This window comes from Azospirillum picis (assembly GCF_017876115.1).
Lineage (GTDB): Bacteria > Pseudomonadota > Alphaproteobacteria > Azospirillales > Azospirillaceae > Azospirillum > Azospirillum picis.
Genome location: NZ_JAGINO010000002.1, coordinates 91,695 through 116,591, shown reverse-complemented (window position 1 = coordinate 116,591; position 24,897 = coordinate 91,695). Strand labels below are relative to the sequence as shown.

General features: G+C 68.4%; 21 protein-coding genes. 15 read left to right on the top strand and 6 right to left on the bottom strand.

What is annotated here, in order from left to right; translation table 11 throughout:
- Positions 1 to 118: 118 nt before the first annotated feature.
- From aroQ to J2850_RS02915, 6 genes are all read left to right on the top strand, one after another.
- Complete coding sequence (aroQ, locus tag J2850_RS02940; protein ID WP_209978627.1) at positions 119 to 568, top strand: type II 3-dehydroquinate dehydratase; 450 nt, start codon at positions 119 to 121, stop codon at positions 566 to 568.
- Positions 569 to 590: 22 nt separating this feature from the next.
- Positions 591 to 1,040 carry an acetyl-CoA carboxylase biotin carboxyl carrier protein gene (accB, locus tag J2850_RS02935; protein WP_209978625.1) on the top strand — a complete coding sequence of 150 codons (450 nt, stop codon included), beginning with the start codon at positions 591 to 593 and terminating at the stop codon, positions 1,038 to 1,040.
- 19 nt (positions 1,041 to 1,059) lie between these two features.
- Positions 1,060 to 2,400, top strand: coding sequence for an acetyl-CoA carboxylase biotin carboxylase subunit (gene accC, locus J2850_RS02930; RefSeq protein ID WP_209979340.1), 1,341 nt, complete (start codon positions 1,060 to 1,062; stop codon positions 2,398 to 2,400).
- Positions 2,401 to 2,878: 478 nt separating this feature from the next.
- A complete protein-coding gene (locus tag J2850_RS02925; protein WP_209978623.1) occupies positions 2,879 to 5,362 on the top strand; it encodes a methyl-accepting chemotaxis protein in 2,484 nt (827 codons plus the stop codon).
- Between the two features lie 187 nt (positions 5,363 to 5,549).
- A complete protein-coding gene (locus tag J2850_RS02920; protein ID WP_209978621.1) occupies positions 5,550 to 5,948 on the top strand; it encodes a response regulator in 399 nt (132 codons plus the stop codon).
- Complete coding sequence (locus J2850_RS02915; RefSeq protein ID WP_209978619.1) at positions 5,945 to 6,310, top strand: hypothetical protein; 366 nt, start codon at positions 5,945 to 5,947, stop codon at positions 6,308 to 6,310. The genes J2850_RS02920 and J2850_RS02915 overlap by 4 nt, the downstream gene beginning before the upstream one ends.
- Before the next feature lie 45 nt (positions 6,311 to 6,355).
- Here J2850_RS02915 and J2850_RS02910 read toward each other — a convergent pair whose 3' ends face one another.
- Both J2850_RS02910 and J2850_RS02905 read right to left on the bottom strand, forming a co-directional pair.
- The gene (locus J2850_RS02910) at positions 6,356 to 6,991 is read right to left on the bottom strand and encodes a nitrogen fixation protein NifQ (protein ID WP_307353845.1); all 636 of its coding nucleotides are present in this window, start codon (positions 6,989 to 6,991) and stop codon (positions 6,356 to 6,358) included.
- A 106-nt stretch (positions 6,992 to 7,097) separates the two neighbouring features.
- On the bottom strand, positions 7,098 to 7,547 hold the full coding sequence (locus J2850_RS02905) for an SRPBCC family protein (RefSeq protein ID WP_209978617.1): 450 nt from the start codon (positions 7,545 to 7,547) through the stop codon (positions 7,098 to 7,100).
- Positions 7,548 to 7,661: 114 nt separating this feature from the next.
- Between J2850_RS02905 and J2850_RS02900 the strand changes: the two genes are divergently transcribed.
- From J2850_RS02900 to J2850_RS02880, 5 genes are all read left to right on the top strand, one after another.
- Complete coding sequence (locus tag J2850_RS02900; RefSeq protein WP_209978615.1) at positions 7,662 to 8,081, top strand: secondary thiamine-phosphate synthase enzyme YjbQ; 420 nt, start codon at positions 7,662 to 7,664, stop codon at positions 8,079 to 8,081.
- 188 nt (positions 8,082 to 8,269) lie between these two features.
- Positions 8,270 to 9,826 (top strand): DegQ family serine endoprotease, encoded by a 1,557-nt coding sequence (locus tag J2850_RS02895; RefSeq protein WP_209978613.1) that lies wholly within the window; start codon positions 8,270 to 8,272, stop codon positions 9,824 to 9,826.
- 94 nt (positions 9,827 to 9,920) lie between these two features.
- On the top strand, positions 9,921 to 10,601 hold the full coding sequence (locus J2850_RS02890; RefSeq protein WP_209979335.1) for a winged helix-turn-helix domain-containing protein: 681 nt from the start codon (positions 9,921 to 9,923) through the stop codon (positions 10,599 to 10,601).
- Positions 10,602 to 10,683: 82 nt separating this feature from the next.
- Positions 10,684 to 12,117, top strand: a complete 1,434-nt coding sequence (locus tag J2850_RS02885) for a sensor histidine kinase (protein WP_209978611.1) — start codon at positions 10,684 to 10,686, stop codon at positions 12,115 to 12,117.
- Between the two features lie 445 nt (positions 12,118 to 12,562).
- Entirely contained in the window at positions 12,563 to 13,612 is a 1,050-nt protein-coding gene (locus J2850_RS02880; protein ID WP_209978609.1) for an AI-2E family transporter, read from the top strand.
- A gap of 9 nt (positions 13,613 to 13,621) precedes the next feature.
- Here J2850_RS02880 and J2850_RS02875 read toward each other — a convergent pair whose 3' ends face one another.
- The 4 genes from J2850_RS02875 to J2850_RS02860 all read right to left on the bottom strand — a co-directional run bounded on the left by J2850_RS02875 (position 13,622) and on the right by J2850_RS02860 (position 19,908).
- Complete coding sequence (locus J2850_RS02875; protein WP_209978607.1) at positions 13,622 to 15,172, bottom strand: MDR family MFS transporter; 1,551 nt, start codon at positions 15,170 to 15,172, stop codon at positions 13,622 to 13,624.
- 136 nt (positions 15,173 to 15,308) lie between these two features.
- Positions 15,309 to 17,060 carry a signal peptide peptidase SppA gene (gene sppA / locus J2850_RS02870; protein WP_209978604.1) on the bottom strand — a complete coding sequence of 584 codons (1,752 nt, stop codon included), beginning with the start codon at positions 17,058 to 17,060 and terminating at the stop codon, positions 15,309 to 15,311.
- 76 nt (positions 17,061 to 17,136) lie between these two features.
- Complete coding sequence (locus tag J2850_RS02865) at positions 17,137 to 17,709, bottom strand: peroxidase-related enzyme (RefSeq protein ID WP_209978602.1); 573 nt, start codon at positions 17,707 to 17,709, stop codon at positions 17,137 to 17,139.
- Between the two features lie 126 nt (positions 17,710 to 17,835).
- Complete coding sequence (locus J2850_RS02860) at positions 17,836 to 19,908, bottom strand: methyl-accepting chemotaxis protein (protein WP_209978600.1); 2,073 nt, start codon at positions 19,906 to 19,908, stop codon at positions 17,836 to 17,838.
- A gap of 380 nt (positions 19,909 to 20,288) precedes the next feature.
- Here J2850_RS02860 and J2850_RS02855 point away from each other — a divergent pair, with 380 nt between their 5' ends.
- From J2850_RS02855 to J2850_RS02840, 4 genes are all read left to right on the top strand, one after another.
- Entirely contained in the window at positions 20,289 to 21,563 is a 1,275-nt protein-coding gene (locus J2850_RS02855) for an LL-diaminopimelate aminotransferase (RefSeq protein WP_209978598.1), read from the top strand.
- The gene (locus J2850_RS02850; RefSeq protein WP_209978596.1) at positions 21,563 to 22,867 is read left to right on the top strand and encodes a homoserine dehydrogenase; all 1,305 of its coding nucleotides are present in this window, start codon (positions 21,563 to 21,565) and stop codon (positions 22,865 to 22,867) included. The genes J2850_RS02855 and J2850_RS02850 overlap by 1 nt, the downstream gene beginning before the upstream one ends.
- Positions 22,868 to 22,947: 80 nt before the next feature.
- Positions 22,948 to 23,949: a class II fructose-bisphosphatase gene (glpX, locus tag J2850_RS02845; RefSeq protein ID WP_246512758.1), complete on the top strand. Its 1,002-nt coding sequence runs from the start codon at positions 22,948 to 22,950 to the stop codon at positions 23,947 to 23,949.
- A 487-nt stretch (positions 23,950 to 24,436) separates the two neighbouring features.
- Positions 24,437 to 24,649, top strand: coding sequence for a DUF1127 domain-containing protein (locus tag J2850_RS02840; RefSeq protein WP_209978594.1), 213 nt, complete (start codon positions 24,437 to 24,439; stop codon positions 24,647 to 24,649).
- Positions 24,650 to 24,897: the final 248 nt, after the last annotated feature.

The following is a 24,897-nucleotide window of genomic DNA, read 5'->3' as shown; positions in this document are numbered from 1 at the left end:
CCGCCGCCCCGGCCGAGGTGGCGCCGCTTTTCCGCGCAGGATCGTCCCGTCACCATGGACAGGACGGAGCATCGTGCTATAAACGCGCGGTTTCGATCATGGAAAAGGGGCGCGGGCCGTGGCCATCGACGCGTCGATTCTGGTCCTCAACGGGCCGAACCTCAACATGCTGGGCGTGCGGGAACCGCAAATCTACGGCTCGATGACCCTTGACGACCTGGAGGCCGCCTGCCACGAGCGCGCCGACCAGCTCGGGATCACCGTGGATTTCCGGCAGTCCAACCACGAGGGAGAGCTGGTTTCCTGGATCCAGCAGGCACGGACGGAGAATGACGGCATCGTCATCAACGCCGGTGCCTACACCCACACTTCTGTCGCCATCATGGACGCGCTGATCCTGTCGGAGCTTCCGGTGATCGAGGTGCACCTGTCGAACATCTTCAAGCGCGAGCCGGTCCGCCATCACTCCTACATCTCGCCGGTGGCGAATGGGATGATCTGCGGGTTCGGGCCGCACGGGTATCTTCTGGCGCTGGACGCCATCGCGAACATCATCGACCGCGATTAAGGAAACGGGAACGACTGACATCATGGCGAGCTTCGACATCGACGGCGATCTGGTCCGCAAGCTGGCGGACCTCCTGCGTGAGACGGGCTTGAGCGAGATCGAGTTCGCCGAGGGCGAAAAGCGTATCCGCGTCACACGTCCGACCGCCGCGCAGACGGTCGCCGTCCAGGCGGCCCCGGTCCTGGCGGCCGCCCCGGTCGCCGCCGTCGTGGCCCCGGCGGCCAAGCCGGCCAGCCACCCCGGCGCCGTGACCTCGCCGATGGTCGGCACCGCCTATCTGGCCGCCGAACCGGGCGGGACCCCCTTCGTGCGTCCGGGCGACGTGGTCAAGGCCGGGCAGACCGTGATGATCATCGAGGCGATGAAGGTCATGAACCCGATCAAGGCGCCGCGCGCCGGCACGATTGCCGAGGTGCTGGTGTCCGACGCCCAGCCGGTCGAATTCGGCGAAGTCCTCCTCATCATCGAGTAAGCGGGGCATTCCCTTGGCGATGTTCGAAAAGGTCCTGATCGCGAACCGCGGTGAGATCGCTCTGCGCATCCACCGCGCCTGCCGCGAGATGGGGATCCAGACCGTGGCGGTGCATTCCACCGCCGACGCCGACGCCATGCATGTCCGCCTCGCCGACGAGAGCGTGTGCATCGGCCCGGCGTCTGCGCGCGAAAGCTACCTCAATATCCCGGCCATCCTGTCGGCGGCCTCGATCACCAACGTCGATGCCATCCATCCCGGCATCGGCTTCCTGTCGGAGAACGCCCAGTTCGCCGAGATGGTGGAAGAGCATGGCTTCACCTTCATCGGCCCGACGCCGGAGCATATCCGGGTCATGGGCGACAAGGTGACCGCCAAGAAGACGGTGATGGCGCAGGGGCTGCCGGTGGTGCCCGGCTCCGACGGCCCGGTGGCGACACTGGAGGAGGCGGAGAAGGTCGCGCAGGAGACCGGCTATCCCGTGCTGATCAAGGCGGCGGCGGGCGGCGGCGGCAAGGGCATGAAGGTGGCCCGCAGCCCCGACCAGTTGAAGGAGGCCTACCAGCTCGCCCGTGGCGAGGCGCGCGCCGCCTTCGGCAACGACGAGGTCTATCTCGAGAAGTATCTCGGCCGTCCCCGCCACATCGAGATCCAGTTGCTCGGCGATACGCACGGCACCTGCGTGCATTTCGGCGAGCGCGACTGCTCGGTCCAGCGCCGGCACCAGAAGGTCATCGAGGAGGCGCCGAGCCCGGCGCTGAACGCCGAGCAGCGCGAGTACATCGGCGATCTGGCGGCCAGGACGGCGGCGGCCATCGGCTACCGCGGTGTCGGCACGATGGAGTTCCTCTTCGAGGACGGGCGGTTCTATTTCATCGAAATGAACACCCGCCTGCAGGTCGAGCACACCATCACAGAGATGATCACCGGCATCGACCTGGTGCGCGAGCAGATCCGCGTCGCCGCCGGCGCTCCTCTGGGATACCGTCAGTCGGACATCCGCTTCGAGGGCCATGCCATCGAATGCCGCGTGAACGCCGAGAACCCGGAAACCTTCATGCCGTCGCCGGGCAAGATCGACGGCTACCATGCGCCGGGCGGCCTGGGCGTGCGCGTCGACTCCGCCCTTTATGACGGCTATCGCGTCCCGCCCCACTACGACAGCCTGATCGCCAAGCTGGTCGTCCACGGCACCACCCGCAACGAATGCCTGATGCGTCTGCGGCGGTCGATCGAGGAGTATGTGATCGGCGGCATCCAGACGACGCTGCCCCTGCATGACCGCATCATCGCCCAGCAGGCTTTCATCGATGGGAATTACGACATCCATTGGCTTGAGCAGCTCATGGCGAAGTCGTAATCGGCTGAGGTCAAGCATAGTATAAAAAGTAGAGTGCGGCATATCGTCGCAGAGAAAAACCCCTCCTTCGACCCGAAGGAGGGGTTTTTCGTTTGCACAAGATTTTTGATCCTTAATTCCAGGCTGGTCGCTTGGCAGAGATTCATTCGCATTTTGACAATCTGGACTTCATGATCCGGCGTTTTTCGCATTTTGCGACGCAGGCTGCCATCCCGGCACGTAGCATGATGGTGGGTCGTCGAGTGTCCGGATCGTTGCGACCGTTGCGCCGCATCGGGGTTTCCCCTGATCGCCACCGGATCGTCTCACGGGTTGCATGGCACGGCTCTTGCTCTTTTGATCTGGGTCAGTGCGGTCCGCCGTCCACTCCGGGTAGATGGGCAGGCTTCCCATTCTCCATCCCGCCCTCCGCCGGGCCGCCCCTGTCCTGTGGCATCGGTCCGGCGGTGCCGTATCCCTTGCCCGACGAGGCTCGTCCATGCGCCTGAACGAACCGATCACCGACCGTGAAATCGTGATGGAAGAGGGCGTGCTGCTGGTGTCGCGCACGGACACGGGCGGCCGCATCACGTTCGTCAACAAGGCCTTCGCCGACATCAGCGGTTTTGCCGAGAGCGAGTTGATCGGCGCCCCCCATAACCTGATCCGCCATCCCCACATGCCGAAGGAGGCCTTCGCCGACCTGTGGGCGACCATCAGGACCGGGAACCCGTGGGAAGGGCTGGTGAAGAACCGTACCAAGAACGGCGACTTCTACTGGGTACGCGCCAACGTCACCCCGATGGTTGAGAACGGGCAGGTCACCGGTTTCATCTCGATCCGAACCAAGCCGTCACGCGATCAGGTGGCTGCGGCCGAGCAACTCTATGCCGACATCCGCGGGGGCCGCGCGCACCATCTGACGGTCCGCAACGGCCAGCCTGTCGCGCGCGGCGCCACGGCCGCCCTGCGACGCTGGTCGGGAAGCGTCGCAGGGCGGTTGGCGCTGGTCCTCGCCGCCATGATCCTGGCCATGCTGGCGGCCGGCGGGGTCACGCTGCACGGCATGGCCGATGCCAATGCCGCCCTGCGCACGGTGTATGAGGACCGCACGGCCCCCGCCGTCGATGTCGGGGAGATCCTCGACCTCATGCGCGACCAGGTGCAGACCCTTCAGCGCCTGATCATAGACACCAGGGACGGAACCCGGCGCACGGGTGCCGATGCGGGCGAGGCACGGATCGCGTCCAATACCGCCACCATCGACCGATTGTGGGGGAAATACATGACCGCCGGCTTCACGCCGGAGGAAAAGCTGCTGGCCGAGCGCTTCGCCAGGCAGCGCGCCGCCTTCGAGGCCGAGGGGCTGAAGCCGGCGCTGGCGCTGGCCGGGCGCAGCGACGCCCTGCAGCTTGAAGTCCTGGTGCGCGACCGCGTCGACCCGCTCTTCCAGGCAGCCTATGCGACGAACCATGAACTGCTGAAGCTTCAGGTCGATGTCGCCCATGCCGAGTATGAGGGCGCTCTCGGCGATTTCCGGCGCAATTTGATCCTCAGCATCGCCGCAGGCATCGGCGGCCTGCTGGCGGCGGTCATCGGCGGCTGCGCCCTGCTTCGCACCGTGCGGCGTCCATTGGACGCCTTCTCCGCAGACTTCGACGCCATCGCGCGCAACGACCAGAGCCACATCATCGACCTTCCCGCGGCGGCAGAGTTCCATCACGTCGCCGGCCAGTTGAGAGGGCTGAAGGCAAGGCTCTGCTATTCGGTTCAGGAGCGGGCGGAGCGGAACCGGCAAGCTGATGCGGAGCGGCGCGACGCGCTGGAGGCGATGGCATCGACCGTCGAGCGCGAGGCGGGACGCGCGGTCGAGGAGGTGGCGCAGAGGACCGGCGCCATGGCCGATGACGCCGAAGGGATGTCCGGCTCGGCCGGGCGGGTCAGCCTCAATGCCCAGACGGTGGCGTCGGCCGCCGGGCAGGCGCTGGCCAATGCCCAGACCGTCGCTGCGGCCAGCGAGCAGCTCGCGGCGTCGATCCGCGAGATTTCGGCGCAGGTCGCCCATTCCAGCGCCGTGACCCGCCGCGCGGTGGACAGCGGGCGCCACACCCAGATGACCATCCGCTCCTTGTCGGAAACCGTGGTCAAGGTGGGCGAGGTCGTCAACCTCATCCAGTCCATCGCAGGCCAGACCAACCTTCTCGCGCTGAACGCCACCATCGAGGCGGCCCGCGCCGGGGAGGCGGGCAAGGGGTTCGCCGTGGTCGCCGGCGAGGTAAAGAACCTCGCCAACCAGACCGCCGCCTCGACCGAGGAGATCACCCGCCAGATCACCGCGATCCAGGCCGTGACCGACGAAGCCGTGCAGGCCGTGGAGGAGATCGGCCGCACCATCGCCGAGATCGACCACATCACGGGGTCGATCGCTGCGGCGATGGAGGAGCAGTCCGCGGCCACCCAGGAGATCAGCCGCAACGTGGTCGAAACCTCGACGGCGGCTCAGGAGGTGTCGCGCCGGATCGCCGACGTCTCGGAAGAGGCGGACCGCACCGGCGAGCAGGCGAGCCACGTCAAGAACGGGTCGGGCGAAGTCGCCCGCTCGATCGAGGCGCTGCGCCAGATCCTGGTCCGCATCGTCCGCACGTCCAGCGGCGATGCCGACCGCCGGCGCAAGCCCCGCTTCCTGGTGGACGAGGCAGGGACCCTGACCATCGACGGCGAACGGCTGGCCGTCCGGGTGCGCGATCTGTCGGTGGGCGGCGCCATGATCGATCCGGTGACGGGTGCAGGCGGCCGGTCGCTGGCCGGAATGACCGGCCACCTGCGGCTGGACAGGTATGGCGTGGAGGCCGCCGTCGCCGCCAAGGCGGTGGAGCACAACCACATCCATCTCGCCTTCGACGTCGACGCCATGCCGCGCGAGTTCCTCCGGGCGGTCGAGGCGGCCACCAGGGACGGGCGGACCGCCGACGCAGCCGCCTGACAAACAGATGTGAGAGGGGCGGCGCGCCGCCGAAATGGCCGCAGCGCGGCCGCCGGCCCTGCCACAAATGGCTGCACGCCTTACAGGATCCAAACCATATTCCATCGCCCTGTAACCGTCCGGCGATTGCCGGCGGTCGGGGCGGGCGGTATCAGTGAGGCATGGCGAACCGGGATCGGGAAGGACCATGCAGGCGATCGACTACACCCAGCACCGTATCCTCGTGGTGGAGGACCAGCCTTTCGTCCGCCGCACCATCGTGCAGGTCCTGGGGCAGATCGGCTTCCGCGCGGTGGCCGAAGCCGAGGATGGCGAGACGGCGATGCGGGAGTGCATTCGCGTGAACCCGGACCTGATCGTCTGCGACATCGACATGAAGCCGGTTTCCGGCCTGCAGTTCCTGGCACGGCTGCGTGCCAGCACCGAGGCCGCCAACCCCCGCGCGCCGGTGGTCTTCCTCACCAATCACACCGAATCCGAGGTCGTGAAGCAGGCGATGGCACTGGGCGTCAACGGATTCGTGGTCAAGCCGCCGTCCTTCGCCGCGCTGAAGGAGCGTGTCGACCGGTTGCTGGGGGAGCGGTGAGATCGGCCGCCCGCGTCCCGCTTGTTCTGGCCGCCGCCCTGACGCTCACCGCCTGCTCGGGTGAGCCGTCCGAAGCCGATATGCGACGCCTGGTCGAGGCGCACACCCGAAAGGTGCTCGACCGGCAGGGGACTGCTGGCTTCCGCGCCTTCGACGGCTTCCGCAAGCAGGGCTGCGTCGAGGCCAAACCGAAGGGTGGCCGTGCCACGGGGCAGGACGCCGGCGGGCAGTATGACTGCTATTATGCCGCCACCTTCGTGCCGCAACCAGGGCAGCCGCCGCTGACGGTCAACGGCAAGGGCCGTTTCCGCCGGACCGACGACGGGCTGGCTTTCGAGGATTTGGGTGCCCAACCGCGCTGACGGAGGCTGGCCACCCAGTTCTGCCGGGGACGCGCCGATGTGGCCTCATCCCGCCGCCCCGCGAGACAGCCTGGACAAGGTGGCCAACGGATCGCCGGATTCCTCGCCGAAACAGACCCCGACGTCGTCGCACACCTCGCAGTTGGGGGACTTGCACAGCATCAGCCCCTCGCGTTCGCAAAGCTGGCGATAGAAGAACTTCTTCCATTTCATGTCGCCGGCGTTCAACGCCACCAGCGCCGGGAAATGGCGACGGAACATGGCGTTCAGTTCGCCGCGGTGGTGGAAGCCCATGTCCTGCCAGAGGTGGTTCGGCTCCAGGGACCGCCGGGCAAGGATGGCGGCAAGCCAGCGCTCCTCCGCCGCGCCGCGGGCACCATGCTCGACCAGCAGGTCGCGCAGGTCCGCCTCCTCGATGGCCTCGTCGTCCGGTTCGCCGTCGTCGGCGCAATCCGGCAGGGCGGCCACGGCCGCCACGAGTTGCGGGACATGTCTGGCCGCCAGTTCCGCCAGGTCCGCCTTCGGCAAGGCAAGCGCCTTCGGCAGGCTGCGGTCAGGGTCGGTGGAGGCGATCTGCAGGATCCGGGCGAAGATCATGGCGTCGAGGGCGGGGCCGTCGCCAGGCGTCGCATCGGCCGTTCCTGCCGCTTGGCCGCAGGTGGCGGGGAGGGAGCAGTCCACTGGGCATCTCCATCATATGACGGCCCGACGACCCCGCTATCCTGACCCATCCTGCTGCACCTGCGAAGGCCGTGGATCGGCTGAAAGTCTGCGGCATTCCGCCGCATCACGGGCCATCCGCAAGCTCGGCGGTGAAGCGTTCGAAGAAGGCGGCCAGCACCCGGTCGGTCTTGGCCTGCACCAGCTTCACCGCCAGCCGGCCGACGGCGCCGCCGAGCGCCACCGACAGGCTGTAGTTCAGGAGCGTGTGCCCGTCGCCGGATTCCTCCAGGACCACCAGGGCTTCGCCCTTCACGGCACCGGCCAGGCCGCCGTTGCCTTGCGCGACCAGGCGGTAGCGATGGGCACCGTCCTGCGGCTCCAGTTTCAGCTTGCCGGAGAAGCGGGCCTTGAGCGGGCCGACGGTCGCGCGAACGCGGGCGGTATAGTCGGTGGGCGACAGCCGCTCCATCTCTTCCAGCACGGGGATGCATCGCATCAGCACCGCCGGGTCGCACAGCGACGCAAAGACGCGGTCGCGCGGTCCCGGAATGCTGTGCGTGCCGGTGATGTCCATGAGCCGCCATCTCCTCGTCAGCCGTCCGTCGGTCCGATCCCCGGACGGGTTCGTTCATCTGGTATGGCGCAACCGCGCAGCCAAGCCAGGGAAATCAGGAAAGGAAGCGAATCGATGCGACAAGCCGCCACCACGCTCGTAATCGAGACCAGCGGCGCTGGCCTGGTCGAGGTGACGGTGCCGATCCGCCGCTGGGTGGCCGGGCAGGGGCTGGAGACGGGGCTGCTGACGGTCTTCTGCCGCCACACCTCGGCATCCCTGACCATCCAGGAGAATGCCGATCCCGACGTCCAGGCCGACCTGCTGCGCTTTTTCCGTCGCCTGGTGCCCGAAACCCAGTCGCTCTACGACCACACCGCCGAGGGACCGGACGACATGCCCGCCCACATAAGGTCGGCCCTGACCGGCGTCAGCCTCTCGATTCCCGTGATGGACGGCGCGCCGGCGCTCGGTACCTGGCAGGGCGTCTACCTGTTCGAACATCGTGCCAGGCCGCACCGGCGGGAGATCGTGCTGCATCTGTTCGGCGAGTAGGCCCGGCCGCGGCTTCCCTGAAAATTCTTTCATCCCGTCGCAAGGCACCGGTGAGCGGGCACTTCCTAGATTGCCGTCTACACCCGAGGGGTGATGCGGGGCATCCGAAGCCGCCGGTCACCCCCGGCCCGTCGCCAGATCGACTGCCCAAATCGACTGCCCAGATCGACCGCATGGAGTGCCCGAGAATGACCACCCACCCCTCGTCCGAGACCTCGACCCGTCCGAACCGCCTGCGGCGGACCGTGGCTGCCCTGCTGCTGGGCTCCACCGTGTTGACGGCACCGGCCTTGGCCGGTTGGGCAGCGTCGCAGGCACAGAACAGCGCACCTCCGCCGGCCGTCGCCATGGTGCAGGACACGCCGGCCAGTTTCGCCGACCTCGCCGACAAGGTGACGCCGGCCGTCGTCAACATCGCCGCCACGCAGGAGGCCAAGGCCGAACCGCGGGCCAAGGGCGTGCCGAACCTTCCCTTCCCGCCGGGCTCGCCCTTCGAGGAGTTCTTCCGCCAGTTCCAGGATCAGATGAACCAGAATGGCGGCCAGCCCGACGACCAGGATCAGGACCGGGCGCCGCGCGGCAAGGTCGGGGCGCTGGGCTCCGGCTTCATCATCGACCCGGCCGGCTATGTCGTGACCAACAACCACGTCATCGACGGCGCCAGTGAGATCACCGTGACCCTGCATGACGGCGCCAGCATGCCGGCGACCCTGGTCGGACGCGACGCCAAGACCGACATCGCGCTGCTGAAGGTCAAGTCGGACAAGCCGCTGCCCTACGTCGACTGGGCCGACAGCTCGAAGACACGGGTCGGCGACTGGGTAATGGCGGTCGGCAACCCGTTCGGTCTGGGCGGCACCGTGACCAAGGGCATCGTCTCGGCCCGCGGGCGCGACATCCACAGCGGCCCGTACGACGACTATTTCCAGCTCGATGCCGCCATCAACCGCGGCAACTCGGGTGGCCCGACCTTCGACCTGTCCGGCCATGTCATCGGCATCAACACGGCGATCTACTCGCCCAACGGCGGTTCCGTCGGCATCGGCTTCGCCATTCCCTCCAACCTCGCCAAGGAGGTGGTGGCCCAGCTCAAGGACAACGGCAAGGTCGAACGCGGCTGGCTGGGCGTGAAGATCCAGGAGGTCACGCCCGATATCGCGGACAGCGTCGGCCTGCCTGCGGCAAAGGGCGCCCTGGTGGCGGACGTCACCGCCGACAGCCCGGCCCAGCGCGCCGGCCTGAAGCAGGGGGACGTCGTGTTGTCCTATGACGGCAAGCCGGTCGAGACCCTGCGCGACCTGACCCGCGGCGTGGCGGAGACCAAGGCCGGCAACACCGTCGACGTCAAGGTCCTGCGCGAGGGGCGCGAGAAGACCGTCGCGGTCCGCATCGACAAGCTGTCCGAGCAGACCGCCGTCGCCTCCGCCGACACCGCACCGGCCGAGCATGGCGAGGCCGCCCCCGTCAAGGGGCTGAAGCTGGCGCCGCTGGGCGCCGCCGAGCGCAAGCGGCTCGGCGTCGGCGACGATGTCCACGGCGTGGTGGTGACCGGGCTGGCATCGGGGGCCGACGTTCCGATCCGTCCCGGCGACGTGATCGAGCGGGTGGGCGACACCACGGTGAAGAACCCGGCCGACGTTCGCCAGCAGGTGGCCGAGGCCGAGAAGGCCGGCCGCAGCGCCGTGCTGATGCTGATCAACCGCCAGGGCAACGAATCCTTCGTCGCGCTGAAGCTGAAGGCGTGACCGGCGGCAATGGGACCCGGCCGTCGGGTCCCTTTTCCGCCACGCGGAGAGGGGGCTCTTGGCCGGGCGGTTCCGGGAGGCTAAACTCGTGCTCATGAAGATCCTCGTCATCGAAGATGATCGCCAAGCCGCCAGTTACCTTGCCAAGGGGCTGAAGGAGGCTGGGCATGTGGTGGATGTCGCCAATGACGGGAAGGAAGGCCTGTTCCTGGCCGGGGCGGAGCATTACGACGTGATGATCGTCGACCGCATGCTGCCCGGCCGGGACGGCTTGTCGCTGGTCCAGGTGCTGCGGGCCGCCGGCAACGACACGCCGGTGCTGTTCCTTTCGGCTCTGGGCAGTGTCGATGACCGGGTGAAGGGCCTGAAGGCCGGCGGCGACGACTACCTGACCAAGCCCTTCGCCTTTTCCGAGTTGCTGGCCCGCATCGAGGTGCTGGTGCGCCGTCGGGGTGCCGCCCAGCCGCAGACCCGGCTGGTGGTGGGTGACCTGGAACTCGACCTGCTCTCGCGCAACGTCAAGCGTGCCGGCAAGCCGATCGACCTGCTGCCGCGCGAGTTCTCGCTGCTGGAGTATCTCATGCGCAATGCCGGCAGCGTGGTGACGCGCACCATGATGCTGGAGAATGTCTGGGACTATCATTTCGACCCCCAGACCAATGTGATCGACGTCCACATTGCCAGGCTGCGCCAGAAGATCGACAAGGACTTCCCTACGGCGCTGATCCATACCGTGCGCGGTGCCGGATACAGCCTGCGCACGGCCGAGGCGTGAGCCGCCCCATGCCCGGGTGCGCCGGCCGGCCATGCGTGGCCGGGGACGGTGCCAGGCGCTTTCACCGGAGAGGTTGCGGTTCGTGACGAGGGGCGAGGTCCATGGCGGTGGTCCGCACGCCTTCGTGACGGCCGGCCTGCGGCTGGTGCGCACCACGGCGTTCCGGCTGGCGCTGCTCTATCTGGCGATGTTCGTGCTGTCGGTGGGCCTGATCCTGGGGGTCGTCTACCGCACCACCGCCGGATTCCTGGAGCAGGAGATCGGCGAGACGATCGCGCTGGAGGTGGCCGGCCTGCAGGACCATTACCGCAGCTACGGGCTGGGCGGGCTGGTCGAGGTCGTGCGCACCCGCAGCGCGGTCGCCAACAACAACTCGGTCTACCTGCTGACCACGCCGGCCGGGGCGATCCTGGCCGGGAACCTGTCGGGCTGGCCCGCGGCGGTGCCGAGCGCCAGCGGCTGGACCCATTTCAAGGTCGCGGACTATGGCGGGGTGAACGATCGCCCGTCGACGGCGCAGGCCGTCACCTTCACCCTGCCCGGGCAGTTCCGCCTGCTGGTCGGCCGCGACATGAGCGAGATCGACCAGTTGCGCACGCGGATGTTCCGCTCCCTCGGATGGATCCTGGGCTCCACGGCCCTGCTGGGGCTGGGCGGCGGGCTGCTGATGAGCCGGGGCGCCATGCGGCGGATCGAGGCGATCAACCGGACCACCCGCCAGATCATGGGCGGCGACCTCAGCGACCGGGTGCCGCGCTTCGGCGGCGGTGACGAGATGGACCGGCTCGCCGGCAACCTCAACGCCATGCTGGACCGGATCGAACGGCTGATGACCGGCATGCGTCAGGTGACCGACAGCGTTGCCCACGACCTGCGCACGCCCCTGACCCGCCTGCGCTCCCGCATCGAACTGGCGCTGCTGCACGAAACCGAGGATCCGGAGGTCTACCGGACCGTGCTGCAGGACACCATCGCCGAGGCCGACCGGCTGCTCGCCACCTTCACCGCCCTGCTGTCGATCGCCGAGGCGGAGTCCGGCGCCAAGCGGCAGGATTTCGAGCCGGTGGAACTGGCGGAGGTGGTCGGGCTCGCCGCCGACCTCTACGAGCCGGTGGCGGAGGAGCGCGGGCAGCGCCTGTCGGTCGAGATCCGCTCACGGCCGGTGGTGAACGGCAATGGCCAACTGCTGGCGCAGGCGGTATCGAACCTGCTGGACAACGCGATCAAGTATACGCCGGAAGGCGGGACCATCAGCCTGCTGCTGGACGGTCCGGCTCCGGGACGGGCAGCCTGCATCGACGTGGCCGACAGTGGCCCCGGCATTCCTCCGGACATGCGCGAAAAGGTGCTGCAACGCTTCGTCCGCCTCGACGCCGCCCGTGCCTCGCCCGGCAACGGGCTCGGGCTGAGCCTCGTCGATGCCGTGGCGACGCTGCACGGCGCCCGGTTGGAGCTGGGTGACAACCAACCCGGCCTGCGCGTCAGCCTGGTGTTTCCGCCGGAGGCGCGGCGCTAGAGTCTGTCTGGTGCTTATTGAAGCACCAGACAGACTTTAAGCTTTTGGTTTTCGGTGTGATTCACGTTTCAAGCGATACCGCTTTAAACGATCACGCTCAAGAGCGTGACCGGTTAAAGCGGGGTTGTCCGTTCCGTGAATCCCGGTGAAACCAAGAGGTTGGAGTTCCCTTGCAGAAACCCGCCATGCGCTCTTGCGCAATGGCCAAGCTCAAGCTTGGGGGCAAAAGAAAGCCCGCCGGGGGCGGCGGGCTTTTTCAAGTGACATCAGCGAGAATGACTCCTTGGCGTCAGAAAAGGATATGGTTCCGGCCTGGGAAACTTCCATTCTCATCTTCGGACTATCGCCGACGATCTAGCCTCACTGACCTTCGCAACGTCCACGCCTTCCGTGCGTTCACCTTCTGACCTGCCGGCAAACGGCAAGAGAGAGGGAGCATCGAGGCATGGCAACACCTGGCCGCACGGCAATCGGAACTCCGGCATCCGAACCTGCGCCCCGGCGCGAGCTGGCGGTTTTCACCTGGAAGGTTCTGATCGTTGCCGGCGTGGCGGCGTTGGCCCTGTTCCTCTGGCGCGTTTCCGGCACGCTGCTTCTGATCTTCACCGGCGTGCTGTTCGCCATCCTGCTGCAGCGGCTGACCGGCTATGTCTCGCGCTTTACCGGGCTCGGGCACGGCTGGGCCCTGGCGATCGTGCTCCTGCTGCTGGTCTTGCTGATCGGCGGCGGCGGATTCCTGATGGGGCAGTCGATCGCCTCGCAGGTCGACCAACTGCGCGAGCAGATCACCACCGCGGTCGGTGCGCTTCCCGATAGCTGGCGGGAGCGCGTCACGGAGCAGTCGCGCAACTGGCCCTGGATGTCGAGCCTCAGCTCCTTCGCCTCGGGGCTGGCCTACATGGTCGGCGACCTCGTGGTGGTGATGTTCGCCGCGCTCTACCTGGCGGCTTCACCGGGCGTCTACCGCCGGGGCGTCGTGCTGCTGGTGCCGCCGGCCGGCCAGGACCGTGCGCGCGAGGTGATGGACGTCACCGGCGAGGCGCTGTGGAAATGGCTGATCGGGCAGCTCGTCGCCATGGCTGTCGTCGGGCTGCTGATCACGGCCGGGCTCTGGATCCTCGGCATCCCGTCGGCGCCGGCGCTGGGCATGATCGCGGCGCTGATGGAGTTCATTCCGCTGGTCGGCCCCTTCCTCGCGGCGGTGCCGGCGGTGATGATCGCCTTCGCCCAGTCGCCGCAGGACGCCTTGTGGGTGGCCGGTCTCTATCTGGTGATCCAGCAGATCGAGGGGAATCTGGTGACGCCGCTGCTGCAGAAGCGCGTGGTCGATCTGCCGCCGGTCGTCACCATCGGGGCCATCGCCGCCGGCGGCGTCCTGTTCGGCATCCTGGGCATGTTCCTGGCGACGCCGATCGCGGTCACCGTGATGGTGCTGGTCAACCTGCTCTACATCGAGGACAAGCTGGGGGAGCGCCGCCACTTCCCCAGTTCGTAGCGGCGGCGATCAGGCCTCCGCCGCCGGCACCGCGGCGGACTCGCCTTGCTGCCGGCGGGTCGAGCGCAACGGCAGCTCCTTCAGGAACAGCGTCATGACGAAGGACACCGCCGCCAGCGCCGCCGCCAGCAGGAACAGGATGGCGAACCCGTGCTCCAGCGTCGCCGTCACGCCGGCGCGGGCGGCCGGCGCGAGGCCGGCGAGGGCCGCGGCGCCATGTTCCAGCACGGCGCGGCCGGACAGGCCGGCATTCTCCAGGCTGTCCGACACCACGGCGTTGAAGACGGCGCCGAACACCGCGACGCCGATCGAACCGCCGAGCGAGCGGAAGAAGCCGACCGCCGCGGTGGCCGCCCCCAGGTCGCGCTGCTCCACCGCATTCTGAACCGCCACGGTCATCACCGGCATCACCAGGCCCAGCCCCATGCCCAGCGGCACCAGGATCAGCGTCGACCACAACCCGTTGCCGGCCACGTCGGGGAGGGCGCCCAGAAGGGCGTACATCACGCCGGCCAACGCCAGCCCGGCGAGGGGGAACACCTTGTAGCGGCCGGTCCGGGCGATCAGGCGCCCGCCGCCGACCGAGCCGAAGGTCATGCCGAGCACCAGCGGCAGAAGCAGCAGGCCGGACACCGTCGCGCTGGTCCCGCGGACGAGCTGGAGATGCAGCGGCAGATAGACGATGCCGGCGAACAGCACCATCGCCGAGACAGCCACCACCGGGGTCGCCACCGCCACCACCGGGCGGCGGAACAGGTGCAGCGGCAGGATCGGCTCGTCGGTCCGCCGTTCGTGCCACAGGAAGACCGCGAGCATGGCGAGCCCGGCCCCAAGGAGGCCGAGGGAGAGCGGGCTGCTCCACCCCATGGCGCCGCCGCGGGTGGCGACGATCAGCAGGCAGGTCACGGCGCCGGTCAGCAGGGCCGCGCCCGGCACGTCGATCCGCGGCTTGGTCCGGCCGGCGGGCAGCCGCGACAGGGTGCTGCGCGTCATCGCCAGCGCGGCGGCTCCGAGCGGAAGGTTGATCAGGAAGATCCAGTGCCAGCCGACCGTCTCGGTGAAGACGCCGCCCAGCAGCGGCCCGGCGACGCTGGCCAGCGCGAAGACCCCGCCGATCATGCCCTGGTAACGGCCGCGCTCGCGCGGGGCGACGACGTCGCCGATGATGGTGAAGGCCAGCGACATCAGCCCGCCGCCACCCAGCCCCTGCAGCCCGCGGAACAGGATGAGCTGGGTCATGCTCTGCGCCATCGCGCACAGCACCGAGCCCGCCAGGAACAGCAGGATGGCGACCTGCAGCACCCGCTTGCGGCCGAACAGGTCCGACAGCTTGCCGTAGATCGGCGTCGTGGTGGTCGATGTCAGCAGGTAGGCGGTGACCACCCAGGGCAGCATGTCCAGCCCGCCGAACTGGCTCGCCATCGTCGGCAGGGCGGTGGCCACGATGGTCTGGTCCATCGCCGCCATCAGCATCGCCAGGGCGACCCCGCTGAACACGCGCAGGATTTCCTGGTGACTGAAGACCGGCGGAAGGGCATCACGCGCTGCGGTGTCGGGCATGGTCAGGCGTCTCGGCCGTTATGGGCTGCGAACGGGGCTGCGGAAGCGGCCCCACCATAGACCCCGAACCGCTCCACGCAAGCCCGTTGCGCCGCTTCGGACGGAATGTCCCCTCCGCGCCCGGCGCGATGCGCTCCTAACGGTCGAGCGAGATTCCCGGCATCCGCGCCTGTACCCCGTCCCGTGGCGCGGCGGCCAGCAGCGGCCCGAGATCGGCCAGCAGCGGCCGCAACTCCGCCAGCGCGGCGAGCGCGCCGACCAGTTCGCCCTTGTCCGACAGCAGTTCCATCACCTGCTCGGTCAATGACTTGGGCGGAGGGTACGGGGCGAGCGTCACCTGGGCATCGGGGGCGAGGCCGGCCGCGGTGCGGGCCAGTGCCAGGGCCTGCTCCTGCCCGCCGACCTCGTCGACCAGCCCCAGCTCGCGCGCCTGGGCGCCCGTCCACACCCGCCCCTTGGCGACGCCGCGCGCCTGCTCCGGCGACAGGCGCCGCGCCTCTGCCACCCGTTGCAGGAAGGCGGCGTAGGTTTCGTCGATGACGGCGTTCAGCCGCTCCATGGCGCTGTCGTCGAACCCGCGCAGCGGCGACCACATGCCGGCGTTCCGGCCGCTCTGCACCCGGTCCCAGTGGACGCCCAGCTTGTCGGACAGCCCGGCGAGGCCGAACTTGCCGGCAACGACGCCGATCGACCCGGTGATGGTGGCGGGCGAGGCGACGATGCGGTCGCCGGCCAGCGCGATCCAGTAGCCGCCCGAGGCCGCCGCGTCGCCCATGCTGGCGATCACTGGCTTTCCCTTCTGCCGAGCCTTGACCAGAGCCCGCCGGATCGCCTCCGAGGCGGAAACCGACCCGCCGCCGCTGTCGATGCGGAACAGGATGGCCCGGACCTCGGGGTCGTCGGCCGCCTGCTCGATCGCCTCGACGATGGTTTCCGAGCCGGCGGAGACCCCGCCCAGCGCCGGCTTGCCGCTCTTGCCGCCGGTGATCGTGCCGACGGCATGGATGAGCGCGATGGTCGGCCCCTCGTTGTTCGGTCCGCCGGCGACGGCCACATACGCGGCCGGGTCGACGGCCTCCGCCCCGGCACCGGCGCGCGCCAGCGCCGCGTCGTGCGCCTCGTCGGCGTAGCCGACATGGTCGATGAACTTCTGGGCCAGCGCCTCCTGGGAGAGCAGGGGGGCCTTGTCGATCGCCGCGCGCACCGCTGCCGGGGCGAGGCGGCGGCTCTTGGCGATGCCGTCCACCAGTTGGTTGGTGAGGTCGCCGACCAGCGCCTCCATCATCTCGCGGTTGGCCGGCGTCATGCCGGACTTGGTGAAGGTCTCGGCGAAGCTCTTGTATTCCTCCCGCTGCAGGAACTGCGGCTGGACGCCGAACTGGCTGAAGGCGTCGGCGGCAAAGGGAAGCTCGGCCGCCAGGCCGGTGATGCCGACGGTTCCCAGCGGCTGCAGCCAGACATCGTCGAAGGCGCTGGCCAGCAGGTAGGACTTGTTGCCCGCTCCGGCCCCGCCATACTCCTCGGCGAAGGCGACGGCGAAGCGCCCGGAGGCGCGGAAGCGCTCGATGGCGCCGCGCAGTTCCTGCGCCTGGGCGAAGCCGATGCTGTCGTCGCCGAAGCGGGCGAGCACGCCCTTGACCCGCGGGTCGCGCCGGCCGCGGTCCAGCGCGTCCAGCACCTCGCGCAGGCTGGACTGATGCTCCAGCAGGCCGCTCAGCCGGCCGCTGTCGCTCTCGGCCAGCGATTTGGTCAGGTCGAGGTCAAGCACCACGGCGTCGGGCAGGGTGGGCTGATGGCGGACGGCGAACACGGCCGCCGCCACTGCACCCGCCACCATCAGGAAGCCGATGACGGCGAACAGGCGGACGAAGAATCGGACAATCCTCATGATTCCAACCCTGCATGCTGTGGTGCCGCCCCGGGCTCCATTCTCGGAGGCACGCTGTGCGCGGCCTCCGGCCGGCTCAGCGGTCGAGTTTGTGGTACTCGCGGTTGGGAAGCATGTCCACCGCGGTCGCCACGCGGTTCGACATGTTGTAGAAGCCCACGGTGTCGGCGATGTCGAAGATGTCCTCGGCCGTGAACCCCGCGGCCCTCAGCGCCTCGCGGTCCGACTCGCCGACCGACATCGGCTCCTTGGTGAGCTTCCAGGCGAAATCGAGCATGGCGCGCTGGCGCGGCTCCAGCGGCGCCACGCGGTAGTTGGCGACCAGCATCTCGCCCAGTTCCGGGTCGCCGGACAGCTTGCGGACCGCCTGGCCATGGGCGACGAGGCAGTAGTAGCAGTGGTTCGCCGACGATACGACGACGGCGATCATCTCGCGTTCCAGCTTGCTGAGCCCGCTCTCGCCCAGCATCAGCTCGTTGTAGAGCATGGCGAAGTTGCGGAGCTTCTTCGGGCGCAGGCTGTAGGCGCGCAGCACGTTGGGGACGAAGCCGAGCTTCTCCGTGCATTTGTCGAACAGCGCCGCCATGTCGGCGTCCAGGTCCGGCGTCTCGGGCAGGGGAAGGGCCATGACGTGATCGGGTTGCGGCATCTTTGCGTTTCCTCCATGGGCGGTTGGTCCGCCGGCTTGCGGGTGCCGAGCGTAACCGCCTCCGGGGGCGCTTGTCTTCCGCCAAGCCGGCGCGCCGGCGCGAATTAAGGAGGAGGGCGGGGCGGGTCAGGCCGCCCGGATTTGTCCGATGAAGGTGGTGACGTCGCGGCGCAGGGCGTCCGCGTCGTGCTTCAGCGCCTCGGCCATGGCGAGCACCTCCTTGGCCATCGTGCCCGTCCGTCCCGCCTGTGTACCGACCACGCCGGCGCTGTGCGAAACCTCGCCGGTGCCGTCGGCGGCCTGACGGACGTTGCGGCCGATCTCGGCGGTGGCTGCGTTCTGCTCCTCCACCGCGGCGGCGACGGCGGAGATGTTCTCCTCGATCCGCGCGACGACGGCGCCGATGCCGTCGATCGCCTCCACGGTCAGGCCGGTTGCCGCCTGGATTTCCGCGACCTTGGCGGTGATGTCCTCGGTCGCCCTGGCGGTCTGGTTGGCGAGGGTCTTCACCTCGCCCGCAACCACGGCGAAGCCCTTGCCCATCTCGCCGGCGCGGGCCGCTTCGATGGTGGCGTTGAGGGCCAGCAGGTTGGTCTGGCCGGCGATCTCGGTGATCATCCGCACGATCTCCCCGACCTGTCCGGCTGCGGCACTGAGATCGGCGATCACGCCGGCGGTGCGACGGACGTCGCCGACCGCCTTCTGCGCCATCCCGGTCGATTCCGCCATCTGCCGCCCGATCTCGGCGATCGAGGCGGTCAGTTCCTCCGAGGCGGCGGCGACCGCCTGGACGTTGTCGGATGCGCCTTCCGACGCGTGGGCGACCGACAGCACATGGCCCTCGGTGTCCGAGGCGATGCGGCTCATCCGCTCGGCATTGCCGCGCAGGCCCGAAGCGGCACCGGCAAGGCGTTCGGCCGTCTCCTCGATATGGCGGTCGAAATCGGCCACCAGCCGTTCCAGCCGCTCGGCCTCGCGCAAGCGGTCTTCCTGGTGCCGCCGCTGTTCCGCGGCCAGGCGGTCGGCGTCGGCAAGGCCGCGGCGGAAGCCGTCCAGACTGCGCGCCATGGCACCCAGCTCGTCGGCGCGTTCGGCACCGGCGATGGCGAGGTCCCGCTCGCCATGCTCCATCCGCGCCATGTCGGCGTTCAGCCGGGCGATCGGACGGGTGGTGTTGCGGGCGACCAGCATGGCGGTGAGTGTCATGACGGCCAGCAGCAGCAGGACCCCGACGACGACGCCGGTCAGCCGCATCATGGAGCCCCGGGCGTCACGGCGGGCAAGGTCGATCAGGTCGCCGGCCACCCGCGTCTCGACCGTCCGCAGCATGTCGATGAGGGTGGTGACGCCGTCGAACCATCGGGCGGCGTCCATCCCCCGGTTTCCGGCGCCGTACGCCGACGCGACGCCGACGCGCCTCATCCCCTCGACATCCTCCACGGCCCCGCCGGTGACGGTACGGTCGTAGAAGCCGGCTTCGTCGTCGGTCAACTTTGCCCGCAGCCCTGTCATCAGGGCCTTGTACTCGCCGGTCAATTCGATGAAGCGCTCGTGCGCGTCCGCGGGAAAGCGATCCTGGCGGAAGGCGGCGCCGCCGACGGCGCGCTGCTGGCCCAGCCGTTCCTTCGCCTCCGAAAGCGCGACCATGGCGTCCGCAGCGCGCCGCTGGCTACTGTCGTCGGACATCGTCCGCGCCTGACCGGCGGCGTCCAGCAGCTTGCGGATCAGGCCGGTGTAGCTCTTCACCACCTCAAGCGGCGACTGGGTCATGCCGGCGACGCCTGCACGCAGGGCCTCCAGTTGGGACAGCGACGCGCGCGCGTCGTCCATCGTCCCCTGCAGGCGGGCATCGCGGAAGTGCACGGCATCGAACTGCACCGCCAGCGCCGACAGCCTGGCATCCGACCCGGCGCGTGCCGCTTCCATCCGTGTCCGGTCCTCCGGCCGTCCGGCACCGAGATAGATCGAGGAGGAGCCGCGCTCCTTCTGCAGCTCGTGCACGAGGTCGGTCATGCCGACCGACAGGCGCGTGGCGGCTTCCAGGTCGCCCGCACGCCGGCTGGCGCCGTACTGGTCCCAGACCAGCAGCGAGGAGAGCACGAGAACGCCTGCCATCGGGACAGACAACGCCAGGGCCATTTTCCGGCCGATGCGCATGTTGCCGAGAAGGCGGTCGGCGACCTTCGTGAACGAAATCATCTCAAACTCTCCAGCGTCCGGGCGGCGGCAGGGGCGAAGCGGCCCTCAGGCGAACCGTATGAACGCGTATGGAGAAAGGCATAGTTGGGGTTAACCATGACTCCAGTCGGGGCATCGCCGCAGATATCGCCGCGGCAGGGTGGCGGAGCGCGCGATCCCGACGCGTTCCAGCCACAACGGAAGGCGCCCGTGCCACCCGGACTGCGTGACTATGCCGCGCCAATGCGGAGGAGCCGCCCTTGCCAAGGACGAACCGCCGCGCTTGCGGTGCGCGAGCGAGATTTGCCTCGCTTCCGTCGCGTTGCGGCGGTAGAACGTCAGTCCCGGTCCGCAGGTCTCTTGGGTTCGTGGCGTGACCGGAGCGGTCTTCCGGAGCGTCCATGTCGAACACCGAATTCCATCGCATCAAGCGCCTGCCGCCCTACGTCTTCGCCGAAGTCAACGCGATGAAGGCGCGAGCCCGAGCTAACGGCGCCGATATCATCGACCTCGGCATGGGCAACCCCGACCAGGCGACGCCGCAGCACATCGTCGACAAGCTGGTCGAGGCCGTGCGCGATCCGAAGACGCACCGCTATTCGAACTCCCGCGGCATCCCAGGCCTGCGCAAGGCCCACGCCGCCTACTACAAGCGCCGCTTCAACGTCGACGTCGATCCCGAGACCGAGTGCATCGTCACCATCGGGTCGAAGGAGGGGCTGGCCAACCTCGCCCAGGCGATCACCAGCCCGGGTGACATCATCCTGGTGCCGAACCCCAGCTATCCGATCCATCCCTTCGGCTTCATCCTGGCCGGCGCCTCGGTGCGCCACCTGCCGGTGGGCATGGAGAACGGGGCGTCGACCGACATCGACAGCTTCATGATCATGCTGGAGCGCGCCGTGCGCCACAGCGTGCCGAAGCCGCTGGCGCTGGTGCTGAACTACCCGTCGAACCCGACGGCCGAGGTGGTCGGGCTGGACTTCTACCGGCCGATCGTCGAGTTCTGCCGCAAGCACGGCATCTACATCCTGTCCGACCTTGCCTATGCCGAGATCTTCTTCGACGGCAATCCGCCGCCGTCGATCCTGGAGATCCCCGAGGCCCGCGAGATCGCGGTGGAATTCACCTCGATGTCGAAGACCTATTCGATGGCCGGCTGGCGCATCGGCTTCGCCACCGGCAACAAGACGCTGATCACCGCGCTGGCCCGCATCAAGTCCTACCTGGACTACGGCGCCTTCACGCCGATCCAGGTCGCCGCCGCCGCCGCGCTGAACGGCCCGCAGGAGTGCGTGCAGCAGGTGCGCGACATGTACAAGCAGCGCCGCGACGTGATGATCGAGGGCCTCGCCGCCGCCGGCTGGGAGGTCCCCAGCCCGAGCGCGTCGATGTTCGCCTGGGCGCCGATCCCCCCGCAATTCGCCCATCTCGGCTCGCTGGAGTTCTCCAAGCTGCTGCTGCAGCAGGCGGAGGTCGCGGTGGCGCCGGGCATCGGTTTCGGTGAATACGGCGACGGCCATGTCCGTCTGGCGATGGTGGAGAACGTCCACCGCATCCGCCAGGCCACCCGCAACATCAAGGAGTTCTTCCGCTCCAACGCCGGCGGTGTGGCGGCGAGCAAGGACCCTGCGGCGCGCGCCGCCCTACTGGATCCCGAGAAAGCGAAAGCCTGATGCCGAACAGCCAGCAAGCCCCCCTGAAAATCGCCGTCGCCGGCCTCGGCACCGTCGGCGCCGGCGTCCTGAAGCTGCTGGAGGTCCAGGCCGATCTGATCGAACAGCGGTGCGGCCGCCGGATCGAGGTGGTCGCGGTCAGCGCCCGGTCCAAGGGCAAGGACCGCGGCGTCGACCTGTCGAAGCTCCGCTGGTACGACGATCCGGTCGCCATGGCGGCGGACGGCGGGGCCGATCTGGTCGTCGAGCTGATCGGCGGGTCCGAAGGGCCGGCGCGCGACACCGTCGCCACCGCCATCGAGACCGGCAAGCACGTCGTCACCGCCAACAAGGCGCTGCTGGCCGTCCATGGCACCGAGATCGCGCGCAAGGCCGAGTCCCGCGGCCTGGCCGTCGCGTTCGAGGCGGCGGTGGCCGGCGGCATCCCGATCATCAAGGGGCTGCGCGAGGGACTGGCCGCCAACCGGGTGACCGAGGTGCACGGCATCCTGAACGGCACCTGCAACTACATCCTGACGGAGATGCGCAACACCGGCCGCGACTTCGCGGAGGTGCTGGCCGACGCGCAGGCGCTGGGCTATGCCGAGGCCGATCCCAGCTTCGACGTCGACGGGGTGGATGCCGCCCACAAGCTGGCCATCCTCGCCTCGGTCGCCTTCGGGACGCCGGTCGATTTCTCCGCGGTCCACATCGAGGGCATCCGCCAGGTCTCGGCGGTCGATTTCGACTATGCCGACCAGCTCGGCTTCCGGATCAAGCTGCTGGGGATCGCCCGGCGCACCGAGGCCGGCATCGAGCAGCGCGTCCATCCCTGCATGGTGCCGAAGAGCGCGCCGATCGCCTCGGTGGACGGCGTGTTCAACGCCGTCGTGGCGCAGGCCGATTTCGCCGACCGGGTGCTGTTCGTCGGCCGCGGCGCCGGCGCCGGGCCGACGGCCTCGGCGGTGGTCGCCGACCTGATCGACGTGGCGCGCGGCCGGTCTACCCCGACCTTCGGCGTTCCGGCCGACCGGCTGGGTGCTCTGGCTTCCTCGCCGATGGAGTCCCGTCGGGGGGCGTACTACGTCCGCCTGATGGTCGTGGACCGTCCCGGTGTGATAGCGGATATTGCGGCGGCGATGCGCGACCAGAACGTCTCGATGGAGCAGTTCCTGCAGCGCGGCCGCTCGCCGGGCGAAGCCGTTCCGGTGGTCCTCACCACCCACGATACCGAAGAGGCGGCCATGCAGAAGGCGCTCGCCACCATCGCCGCCCGTGACAGCGTGCTGGAGCCGCCGCGGATGATCCGGATCGAGCAGTTCTGACCCGTCGGGATCCGTCCGGCCCGTTTCCCACCATAACCAAACATCAGCCTATACGACCGAAGAGTCGGGGGGAGCATACGATGTCTACGCCGTCTACCCATGTCGACCTGTCCCAGATGGACCGCAACCTCGCGCTGGAGGCAGTGCGGGTGACCGAGGCCGCCGCCCTGTCGGCCTCGCTGCTGATGGGCCGCGGCGATGAGAAGCTGGCCGACCAGGCCGCCGTCGATGCCATGCGCCAGGCGCTCAACACGCTCTTCATCGACGGCACCGTCGTGATCGGCGAGGGCGAGCGCGACGAGGCGCCGATGCTCTACATCGGCGAGAAGGTCGGCGCCGGCATCGGCCAGGGACCGAAGGTCGACATCGCGCTCGATCCGCTGGAAGGCACCACCATCTGCGCCACCGGCGGGCCGAACTCGCTGGCCGTCATCGCCATGGCCGACGAGGGCGGCTTCCTGAATGCCCCGGACGTCTACATGGACAAGATCGCCGTCGGTGCCGGCCTGCCGGACAACGTCGTCGACCTGGACGAGACCCCGGCCAACAACCTGAAGGCGCTCGCCAAGGCCAAGGGCACCTCGGTCGAGGAGCTGCTGGTCTGCATCCTGAACCGCCCGCGCCATGCCGAACTGATCGCCCGCGTCCGCGAGGCCGGCGCGCGCATCATGCTGATCAATGACGGCGACGTCTCGGGCGTCATCGCCACCAGCCAGGCCGGCACCGGCGTCGACATGTATGTCGGCTCCGGTGGCGCGCCGGAAGGCGTGCTGGCCGCGGCGGCGCTGCGCTGCATCGGCGGCCAGTTCCAGGGCCGCCTGCTGTTCCGCAACGACGACGAGAGGGCCCGCGCCGCGCGCTGGGGCATCACCGACCTCGACAAGAAGTACAGCCTGCATGAGCTGGCCAGCGGCAACGTCATGTTCGCCGCCACCGGCGTGACCGACGGCGCCATGCTGAAGGGCGTGCGCCGCTTCCCCGGCGGGGCCTACACCCATTCGGTGATCATGCGCTCCAAGTCGGGCACGGTCCGCTACATCGAGGCGCACCACAACCTGTCCCGCAAGCCGGGCGTGAAGTAAGCCCGTCAGGCTGCTGACGGGAAAGGGCGCGCGGGGAGGACTCTCCGCGCGCCCTTTTTGATTCCGACTCGACCTCTGGCTGAGATGCCTGGAGTGCCCGATCCTGCCGGGAGGACCGTGGCACTCCCGGCGACTGGGCCAACCGGCCGTGGGGCCTGTACGAAATTTCCAGGCCGGCGGGGCCGGAAAGCATCCCTCCGGGGACCGCCGGTTGCTGCGCTGCAATCCTGGCATCGGAGCTCCGCCTCCCCCGAAGCTCTCGGCCTTCCGCCCGATCCGGGGGCGGTTACAGCCGTCGGGGCGGTCGCTCCAAAAGGGACCCTTTCGGCTTCCCAGCCGTGGTACCCGCGCGATCCTTCGCCCACAAAGTGTCTATCGAATTCGCGCAGGGCAGCCGACGTCGGCGCGCAGGGAGCGGGCCATTGATTTCCCGGAAGGTGGGAGCAAAATAGAGCCCATGTAATGAAGCCAGATTCTGGAGATCATCATGGCCTATTCTTCCGCTCATGACACGGCAGGTAAACTGTTTGGCGCTGAAACAAAGGAAGTTACCATTCTTCAGCGGATTGTCCATTGGGTTCGCGAGCGCGCTGATCTTCGCCGCGCGGAATATGAGCTGAACCATATGTCCGATGCCGAACTTTCCGATATCGGACTGACCCGTGGCGAGATCCACAATGCGGTGCGTGGCAGCGTCTGACGGCCAACCGTTCGAAGCGCTCCGCCCAAAGGCGTGAGCGAGCCTGTGCATATGCGAAAGGCCCCGGAAAATTTCCGGGGCTTTCGCATATGCAGAGGCATTAACCTTTCCTTCATGCACCCTGCCCATGCGGCACATGTGCGTGGGAAGTGTTGCGCGCTGCAACAGAGTTATGGTTAATGCGGTTTAACATTATCCCCGGTTCTGTTCGAAAATGGAAACGGGGTGCCTTCGGGAACCCGTCACCG